3 protein-coding genes are annotated in these 2,541 nt (G+C 46.5%); 1 reads left to right on the top strand and 2 read right to left on the bottom strand.

Annotated features, from left to right (window positions below):
• A partial coding sequence (locus VB732_RS32275; protein ID WP_323234915.1) for a DEAD/DEAH box helicase occupies nucleotides 1-1,283 on the bottom strand: 1,283 nt, incomplete at its 3' end.
• Nucleotides 1,284-1,344: 61 nt separating this feature from the next.
• On the bottom strand, nucleotides 1,345-1,560 hold the full coding sequence (locus VB732_RS32280) for a hypothetical protein (RefSeq protein ID WP_100896910.1): 216 nt from the start codon (nucleotides 1,558-1,560) through the stop codon (nucleotides 1,345-1,347).
• Between the two features lie 154 nt (nucleotides 1,561-1,714).
• Between VB732_RS32280 and VB732_RS32285 the strand changes: the two genes are divergently transcribed.
• Entirely contained in the window at nucleotides 1,715-2,485 is a 771-nt protein-coding gene (locus tag VB732_RS32285; protein ID WP_323234917.1) for an AAA family ATPase, read from the top strand.
• The last annotated feature ends 56 nt before the right edge of the window (nucleotides 2,486-2,541 follow it).

Raw genomic sequence — 2,541 nt, forward strand, 5'->3', positions numbered from 1 at the left:
GATGCTAAGAGTACAGAAACATTATCCCGAAATGCAGCGATCGCCTCATCTTTTTGTTTAAGAGACATCCCACCAGTAAATTCTGCAAAGGGGATATTTGCAGCTTGCAGAGTTTGGGCCAAATAAGTGCTAGTTGCTTTATGGGTTGTGAAGACCAAGGTTTTCTGGGAAGATTTTGAGAGCATCTCTACCAATACTTTTGCTTTCTCGACCTGCTTCACCTGGGCTGCTCGTCTTGCTAAAGATTTCAGTTCTTCATCAGGTAGGCGTTTGGTCAATTGCTTGAGAGAGTCAGCCAAAGCACCAGGGGATGAACCAGCACGCATTAGCAAATTGGTGCGAGAGAGTCTGTCTAGCTTCTCCTCTGAAGAACGTAGATACTCGCTCAAATCTTGGTAAAGTTTCTCCTCGCCTGCTGCTGGGGTAACAGTAATTGTGGTGGCGAAGCGTTTGGGCAGTTTGACATCTACTAGGGCGCGGGTATTTCGCACCATGACTTCCCGCATCAGAGAGCGTAACTTTTCTGGATTTTTAGGGACTCGTCCATTCCTGGAATCGACATATTCTTTTTTAAAAGCGGCTTCTGTTTGTAGCAGTCCTGGCTTGAGGAGGGTCAGCAGATTAAACAGTTCAATAAGGGAGTTCTGCACTGGCGTAGCAGTGAGCATAAGGATAAACCGCTTATTGAGGGCGTTGACCAGTTTCCAGTTGAGGGTAGTGCGATTTTTCAGGTGGTGGGCTTCATCGACAACAACCAAGTCCCAAGTGCGACTGGTGACGTGGGGATAATGTTTAGCAGACTTAGCCGTGTTTAATGAAGCGATAATTCGCGGATTATTCGTCCAAAATTCGTCTATCGGTTGTTGCGGGTCACGGTTATCTGTAGTGATCGTAGCAATGTTAAATTTCTCACTTAACTCTGATTGCCACTGGGAAACTAGGGATGCGGGAGTTAATACCAGCATGGACTGTACCATACCCCTTGCTAAGTACTCGGCTATGATTAGTCCCGCCTCAATGGTTTTGCCCAATCCGACTTCATCGGCTAGTAATGCGCGTCCACCCAGTTGTCTAAGTACTTTTCGGGCTGTTTCAATCTGATACCAGTATTTGTCGATGGCAGTTAGTGTGGGCAGGCAAATTAGCTGATCGTAGTCTGCCATTACGGAGAGGTTGAACAGGTTTAAACGCGCCTCGTAGAAGTTGATCGGGTCGTATTTACCAACTTTCAGGGCTTCTAAGGCAGTGGAAGAATTGAATTTAAATGTATAGTTTGTCTCCATGATGCACCCTTAATAGCTACTTTTTACCACACCGCGCACGTACATTTGACCAGTTCAACACTTAGTCGCCATAGAGTTCCGAGTCTAAGTTGGCAGCCAAGGAGCCATGAGATACTGCACCAATGAAGTTTGCCAGGGGGTCGCTACTGCCAGTAGGTGAGTTTGTGGTTGGTGATTTCTGAGTACGTGCAAGCTGTTGAACATACCGCAACACGTCTTCTTGGTGCTGCTCTGGCAGTTGTTCAATCGCTTCAAAAATGGCTTGTTTGGTTGTCATAGTCATGACTTAATGTTGCTTGATTCTATAAAGTCTACTGCTGAAATTACCGTCTTAGCTAGAACTTCTCTTCTTCTGATACACTTCAATAAACTGGAAACTAAAACCGAGCCGGTTGACCAAATGTCAACGTATCTTCTAGGAACGAAAGCCAGTGTCAACTTCTGACCCTCTTTGCCGCATTATCGCCCTGTTTAACCAAGCGGGTGGTGTCGCCAAATCGACACTAACCCAAAATTTGGGATACCACCTAGCGCGACGAAAACATCGTGTTCTCCTCATTGACCTAGACCCCCAAGCGTCCTTGACTAAATTCATGGGGCTAGTGCCATCTCAGTTACAAAAAACCGTTGCTGATGCCATTATCGATGAGCAGCCCTTACCGATTCATGAGGGCATTCACGGTATGGACTTAGTTCCAGCAAGCCGAGTCCTAAGTGGAGCCGAAATGCAGTTAGTCAGTGCTGCGATGCGCGAGTTGCGCCTTAAGGAAGCTGTTGAATCTGTTCTAAATGAATACGACTTTATTCTTATAGATTGTCCCCCCAGCTTAGGATTGCTTTCCTATATCGCCTTAGTCGCGGCCACACACGTACTCGTTCCCGTTGAAACCCATCTCAAAGCTTTTGAGGGAACTGACGAGCTTTTACAAACTATCACCCACGTAAAAAATAAAGCCAACCGCAAAATTCAAATAGCCGGGTTTATTCCCACGCGGTATGCTCAACAGAACTCAGCCGATAAACGAGCATTGGCAGCCATCCAAGAACAACTTTCAGCTTGGGGTCGTATTTTCCCACCCATCCCCAGAGCTACCGCTTTTGTTGATGCGTCAGAAGAACGTGCGCCCCTAGCAGTATTTGACCCGAAACATCCTGTAGTCAGTATCCTTGAAGAAATCGCATTGGCTTTGGAGGCTTTATGATCCGACGCAAACAAACAGACAAACCCTTTGGGGGTCAAATTACAACTCCACCACCT

The sequence above is a fragment of the Nostoc sp. UHCC 0252 genome (assembly GCF_034931145.1).
Taxonomy (GTDB): Bacteria; Cyanobacteriota; Cyanobacteriia; order Cyanobacteriales; family Nostocaceae; genus Nostoc.

Coding starts and splice junctions, on each gene's coding strand:
- VB732_RS32280 (WP_100896910.1), bottom strand. CDS start 1,560: ATGACAACCAAACAAGCCATTTTTGAAGCGATTGAACAACTGCCAGAG.